Source organism: Desulfosporosinus sp. BICA1-9 (genome assembly GCF_000802135.1).
On the sequence record NZ_JUEE01000078.1, the window covers coordinates 1 to 6,143 of the forward strand.

The following is a 6,143-nucleotide window of genomic DNA, read 5'->3' on the forward strand; positions in this document are numbered from 1 at the left end:
AGTGGTTGTTACAAAAAAGCAGGAACAGGCAAAAACAAACCCTGCAAGCGAACAAGCGTGTCACTCGTTTAGAAGTTTATACTCCTCCTAAAGCTCCCGAAAGACTTCTCGATACTGAAAAAGGATACGTCGCGAAAAAACACCCTAAAAAAGGATATAGTACTTCCTTGGTTCCATCTGGGGTTGGATTCCAAGACTTGCTTTTAGGATGCTCTGGTGCTTAAGCTGTGCGAAGAAGAACGAATTTTCGGTCATAAATAGCTTCTTCAGCAAGGCGTCGCAACTCTTGACTTCGTCCTTTAGGAACTAAGTATTCCTGGGCGTGGTGGATCATCCCCATAATTAAGCGGCTTAAATCAACGAGGCGAAGGTAGATCTCAACCCGTTTTTGCCCACGTATGGGTAACTTCTTATGGTGAAAAACGTGATCCAATAGGTTTGCTTCTAAGGCAAAGTTTAGTTCAACTTGTTTACGGAAATTCAGACAGGACCTAGCCCATTGTGATCCTTGTGCTATTGGACCGAAAAATTGAGGCTTTTCTAAAAAGGAAAACTCAAAACGTTTGTCACAAGTTCCCCAGCGTAAACAGGAATCGCAGTGAGATGGATCTCCTATGTACTGCACCATCATAGTTTCGGTGTCAAATCCGTCGTACACAGCTAAGTGCCCTTCCGAACACAGCACTCGTCCTTGTTCATCGCAAACTTCAGGGCGGATCATATCTTTTTTTACTTCAGTAAAGACCACTGTATTGTGGATTTTGAGAGCATCAATCTTATCTTGACCATCTATGTAGGCCATGTCCGCCACCATATTCGGTAGTTGGATTTCTAGTTCTTTCAAACGTTCTAAACACGGTAGCAACATGTTACTGTCCGATGTTTTGGCATGAACAACGACGGATCCTAAAGGCATTGGCCCTTGCGAACTTCCACAAATGACGGTGTTTTTTCGGTATCCGATAAAAAACTTGTTTTGATTGACTTTGGTACGTTGTCTGCCAACTTTGGCATCATTATCCGAAAAACGAGGCGGGCACGTACATTTCTCAGGAGTCTTGCAGGTGCACTCCTTTTTAAACCCACCCACTGCCGCAAAAACAGGACGTGAATCTAACGCCCCAATCATCAGGTTTAGAAAACCGTCCAATTGCTCTGCTTGACGTAAAAGGGGTTTAGATAGTTCGTTAATCGTCGTCTCTTCAATTCCCAACTGTGCACGAAAGCGACTTAAGGCTGCGTGACTTGGTATGCTAGTTCCTTTAATTCCAAGGAAATTGCGATAGTCCTGATGTTTGGGTTTAGCCAACTCTGTGCACATTTGCCGAAATGAGACAAATTCAGGACGAGTGAAGTACAAAACATGCATGCGAAATAAGATGACGGCATCCCAAGGCTTACGTCCCCGAGGATCAAGGATGGGCCGTGGGAACAGAAAGCGGATATATTCATCTTTAATGAAAGAAAGATAATCAATGAGATCCGCATCAAAACCAAGTGTGCTATAATATAGGGGTGGTGCGAGCTGCGAAGCAGCACGCAATTGCGTGATGTTTCCTCTTGGAAATGGAAGCAATTCTGTTTTCATTAGTAAGCTATTAACATATAGTAGGGAAATCCTATCAGGTAATACCTAACCAGTAGCCTGTACCTAGTTCCTTGGAGCCAAAATGGTAACATTAGGTTTAAGCGTAGGGCGGGGAGCAAACGAGCCGAAACGAAAGTGAAGCTATTGAGCCACGAAATTATTATCTAAAAGAAGAGGTCGATACCGTCATGTCGGTAGCAGACAATGCTATATAAATCGTATAGGTGAGATTTATATAGCTCTTCCGGGGTCTTAGGGCTTGGCGAGTTTGATGATAAATATGCTAATAGAACAGCTGAGGTCCTATAATGTCTGAGAAATCAGTATGCGAAGTCAAGCAAGGGAATGAGCAAGATGAGCAAATGCAATATAGGAAGTCCGACTAACTCGTAGTACCGTAGAAGTTTGTGAAAGCAGATGGAGGGAAGGGGTTAGCACAACATAGCTTCAAGTAAACGCGGGATAGTGCAGACAGGAGAGCTGAAGAACATTATTAACGAGTTACTTGGAATACGATTCAATATAGAAAAGGCCAGATTTGATGGTAAGGTTCAAAACCTTGCTTCATACATCAATGAAACGACGCTGTTAGCCAGCCATAAAATAATGGACGGAAAGAAAGCCAAGGGAATTGATGGAGTAGCAAAGGAAGATTATTCTATCAACCTAGAAGCAAACGTTGAACATTTGGTAAAACGAATGAAGAACGGAAGCTATAAGCCAGAACCTATAAGAAGAGTGTATATTCCAAAAGACGGAAGCAACAAAATGAGGCCATTAGGGATATCGTGTTATGAAGATAAATTAGTTGAGAGCGTCATAGCACAGATATTAACGATGGTATATGAGCCGAAGTTCTATAATGAGTCCTTTGGATTCAGACCAAACAGAAGTTGTCATCAAGCGGTCAGAGAAATCATAGAAAATGTGCAATACCGCAAGGTCAATTACATTGTGGAAGCAGATATTCGGTCATTCTTTGATAACGTAGACCATGAATGGCTGTTAAAATTCTTGGAGCATGATATAGCGGACAAGAATTTTATCGGAATCATTAGGAAGTTTCTAAAGGTTGGAATCATGGAAGATGGTAACTATCTGGAAAGTGAACAAGGCACTCCGCAGGGAAATGGAGCATCACCAGTACTTGCAAATATATATCTGCACTATGTACTAGACATGTGGTTTGACGTAAAAGTAAAACGACAGTGCCAAGGTGAAGCGTATTTAATCAGGTACTGCGATGATTTTGTATGTTGCTTTCAAAACAAATGGGAAGCAGAAGAGTTTTATTTAAGGCTAATCGAGAGATTTAGAAAGTTTGGTCTAGAATTAGCCCTAGAGAAAACTAAGATATTAGAATTCGGGAGGTTTGCCAAGCACAATAGGGCAAAGCGAGGATTAGGGAAACCCGAAACTTTTGACTTTCTAGGATTTACATTTTATTGTAGCGAAAATGGTAAGAAAGAATTCTTTCGGTGTAAGGTAAAGACGAGTAAGAAGAAATTTAGAAGCAAAGTCAAGACGATGAAAGAATGGATTAAGGATAATCGAATAATGCCTGTTTCTGATCTGATCAAGAAGATCAATCAGAAACTTAGGGGACACTATCAGTATTACGCAGTAACCGATAATACTAGAGGTGTGAAAAGTTATCAGCATGCAGTCAAGTGGTTGCTGTTTAAATGGCTCAATAAAAGAAGTCAAAGAAGGAGTTACACACTTGATACATTCTATAATGGACTTCTGAAAACTTTTCCGTTACTAGAACCGGCGATAAAAGTAAGCCTATTCTATAGATGATTAAATATGATGTGAAGAGCCGTATGCCTTAATAGGGTGCGCCATGTCGTGCGCTGAAAGAATTGTCCAGTCACTGGACCAATGTCCTTGGAAATACGTTGAGAACAACGCCTAACCTGAATCTGAAAAGAAGAGGGAAAAACAGCATGGTGTTAAAGCGTGGATGAATCGAAGATGGTGTAGAAGCAGGCCGCGCAAGTTCTGCTCGATATGGTAAAAGCTACACTGCCTAAACCTAAATGACCAGGGATGGAATCGCACATCTAGGGATACACCGTCTAAACACTCCCTACTTATCGCATATTCGAAATCACCTTTTGTTCGAAGAAATCCAGGGCGATAAGCCATTGAACAATGAGATCAAGCAAGGTCATGAGTGGGTACCTAAGTCGAGCTATTACGTTCTTCCTACGCAAAACATGGGATTGCCTAAGGGGGGAGACCTCTATGGTAACGGAGTTTTCATAGTATCCAAAGTGGCGGTCGTAATGACGGTTGCACAGGCGGACTTTAATATGTACCGCTGGATCGCTTATACCGCCAAAAGGGTAACCAAGTAAGCGGGAGATCAGGAGAAGGAAGACAGGTGGTTACGATATCAATCGCTTGGAGGAATGCGGAATGCAGAAAGCCGAAAAAGTATTGGATATCATCGGCGACAGAGGCAAGCGAAAGTTACCGTTATATCGCATCTACCGTTTGCTTTACAACAAAGAATTGTATCTTATCGCTTACAAAAATATTTATGCCAATAAAGGCGCAATGACTAAAGGTGTGACAGACGAAACGGTTGACGGCATGTCCATTGCCAAGATTGATCGAATTATCGATCAACTGAAAAAGGAAACCTATCGTTTTGCTCCCGTCAGACGTATGTATGTCAAGAAAAAAGGTAGTAAGAAGCAACGCCCTCTCGGACTACCGACATGGTCGGACAAATTACTCCAAGAAGTCATTCGTCTGATACTGAATATCTACTTTGATCCGCAATTCAGCAACGCCTCTCACGGTTTCCGTTCCAATCGAGGATGCCACACAGCCCTTGATTCTATTCGGGCTAAAGGCGGCTGGAAAAGTGTAAGATGGTTTGTCGAAGGCGATATCCGCGATTGTTTTGGCAGCATCGATCACGGCATTCTACTAGAAATTCTGGCTGAAAAAGTGAAAGACAATCGTTTTGTGAGACTTATGAAACACTTTCTGGAATGCGGGTATATGGAAGACTGGAAGTATAACTCTACCCTAAGCGGATGCCCGCAGGGCGGCATTTTAAGTCCTTTGTTTTCAAACCTCTATATGGACAAGTTCGACCGGTTTATGGAGAAACACATCCTCCCCGTTTATAACTGCGGGGGCAGAAGGACAGAAAACAAAACCTACAAGGCGCTGAGCAAACAAATTGAAAAACACATGCGCCATCAAGACTGGAAGAAAGCAAAGGAACTCAACAAGCAGAGACAGTCCATGCCTTCCAAAGATACGAATGACCCGGCATTCCGACGACTTTATTATATCCGCTATGCGGATGATTGGCTGTTGGGAATTTCAGGCCCTAAGTTGGATGCGATCAAGGTCAAGGAACAAATTAGAACCTTTCTCATGAATGAGCTAAAATTAACGCTTAGCGAAGAGAAGACCTTGATTACCCATGCGAAAACCGAAAAAGCGCGATTTCTTGGTTATGACATCCACGTGCTACATCAGGATGCGAAACATGACAAACGAGGACAACGCAGCATCAATGGGGTGATCGGCTTTCGAGTTCCAGACGAGAAGATGAAAGATAAAGCAAGACAATATAAGAAGAGCGGAAAACCAACTCATCGAAAAGAACGGACGGTCAACTCCGATTTTGATATTATTGCCCAATACCAGTCCGAATTTCGCGGATTCGCTCAATACTATCTGCTTGCCTATAATGCTCATCAGTTGCATGGTCTCAAGAGAACAATGGAATTGTCTTTAGCACGTACCCTTGCGAATAAGTTCAAAACGACGGTCAACAAAGTCTTCAAGACGTACAAAACGACTCGTGAAACGGACGGACAAATTTACAAGGTGCTTCAAAAGGAAGTGAAACGGGAAGGAAAAAATCCGTTGATCGCTTACTTCGGAGGGTTTAAGCTAGGTTACAAGAAGGATGCCGTAATTCTAGACGCATTACCAACAGGAAAAGTGTTCAACATTAAGAGCCAACTTATTGACCGTCTGATGAAGGATACATGTGAATTATGTGGATCAAGTGGAAATATTGAAATGCACCACGTCAAGAAGCTAAAAGACCTAGAGAAAAACGGTAGGAAAGAAAAACCGGAATGGATGAAACGAATGATGGCGATGAGAAGAAAAACACTCGCAGTATGTCTCGAATGCCACACCAAAATCCACTCAAGTAAATATGACGGTAAGAGATTTATAAACGCTAATGTCGGCTGACAGTTAATCACTGGCGAGCGGAGTGCACAGGAAACTTGCACGCTCCGTTCTGAGAGGGGCATCTGGAAAAGTACTATTTTAGGATAGCAACTCGCTGGGTGCCTACTCTACGCACGTACGGTTCCGTCGAGGAGCATGGGCGGTAACGCCTGTGTTTACTCAAGAGAACATGTCTATCTGTATATGCAAGGTTTACACCTCTTCCTGTGTGATAATTTTGGTTTCGTCACCTTAATTTTACCACACCATGGATAGGGGTGTAATTATTTTTAAAGAACTTATGTTTGGTGCTGTTCAGCTTTTTGTAACAGACACT

General features: G+C 42.4%; 5 protein-coding genes. 4 read left to right on the forward strand and 1 reads right to left on the reverse strand.

The window, feature by feature from the left end:
- Nucleotides 1-224, forward strand: a 224-nt coding sequence (locus tag JL57_RS09990) for a hypothetical protein (protein ID WP_034141908.1), incomplete at its 5' end; no start/stop codon positions are given.
- Here the strand turns inward: JL57_RS09990 and JL57_RS09995 are convergent.
- Nucleotides 221-1,588, reverse strand: coding sequence for a transposase (locus JL57_RS09995; protein WP_291299919.1), 1,368 nt, complete (start codon nt 1,586-1,588; stop codon nt 221-223). The two genes, JL57_RS09990 and JL57_RS09995, sit on opposite strands and share 4 nt — an antisense overlap.
- Nucleotides 1,589-2,053: 465 nt before the next feature.
- Here JL57_RS09995 and ltrA point away from each other — a divergent pair, with 465 nt between their 5' ends.
- From ltrA to JL57_RS10010, 3 genes are all read left to right on the forward strand, one after another.
- Nucleotides 2,054-3,391, forward strand: a complete 1,338-nt coding sequence (gene ltrA, locus JL57_RS10000; protein ID WP_291299920.1) for a group II intron reverse transcriptase/maturase — start codon at nt 2,054-2,056, stop codon at nt 3,389-3,391.
- A 347-nt stretch (nt 3,392-3,738) separates the two neighbouring features.
- Complete coding sequence (locus JL57_RS10005; RefSeq protein ID WP_034141910.1) at nt 3,739-3,951, forward strand: hypothetical protein; 213 nt, start codon at nt 3,739-3,741, stop codon at nt 3,949-3,951.
- 61 nt (nt 3,952-4,012) lie between these two features.
- A complete protein-coding gene (locus JL57_RS10010; RefSeq protein ID WP_034141911.1) occupies nt 4,013-5,827 on the forward strand; it encodes a reverse transcriptase/maturase family protein in 1,815 nt (604 codons plus the stop codon).
- The last annotated feature ends 316 nt before the right edge of the window (nt 5,828-6,143 follow it).